Annotated in this window: 1 protein-coding gene; it reads left to right on the top strand. The window is 68.8% G+C overall.

Annotation, left to right across the window (positions count from 1 at the left end; genetic code table 11):
• Positions 1–15: 15 nt before the first annotated feature.
• Positions 16–744 (top strand): transposase (locus G7A99_RS22700; protein ID WP_256379736.1); only part of this gene is annotated, 729 nt, incomplete at its 3' end.

Raw genomic sequence — 744 nt, forward strand, 5'->3', positions numbered from 1 at the left:
GCCTACGCGGCCGGCGTGCGGGTGTATCTGATCAACCCCCAGTGGTTGCACCATTACCGCAAGGGCGTCGGCCACCGGAACAAGAGTGATCGCGCCGATGCGCGGCTGCTAGCGCGCTACGCCGCCCACGAGCGCGACGAGCTGCGTGCCTGGACGCCGCCGCCGGCGGGCCAGCGACGGTTGTGCTCGCTGCTCAAGCGCCGCGCCAAGCTCGTGCAGGTTCAGACCACCCTTGAGCAGAGCTTCGCCGAGGAGAAGGCGGTCGCCGAGGCGTTCCAGCGCACCAGGGCGGAGCTCCAACGCCTCGCCCGGGCGATCGAGCGTCGGATCAAGGCGCTGCTGCGCGAGCACGGTTGGTGGGCGCATTATCAGCGCTGCTGCGCGATCTTCGGCGTCGGCGAGACCACCGCTGCGGCCCTGGTGGCCGCCTTCCAGCGCGGGGCGTTCAAAAGTGCCGATGCCTTCGTCGCCTACCTGGGCTTGGATGTGCGCCGACGCCAATCCGGGCGCTATGAGGGTCAGGCGAAACTGACCAAGCAGGGCGAGAGCGAATACCGGCGGCTGCTACACAACGCCGCCCGGGCCGCCGCCCGCCGGGACCTCAAAGCCTACTACGAGCGCCTGCGCGAGCGCGGCTTGCAGCCGACCCAAGCCCACGTTGCTGTCGCCCGCAAGCTCGCGCGCATCGCCTTCAGCCTGATGAAAAACCAAACCACTTATGACCCGAGCAAAATCGCCGCGGCC

This window comes from Arhodomonas sp. KWT, from assembly GCF_010993615.1.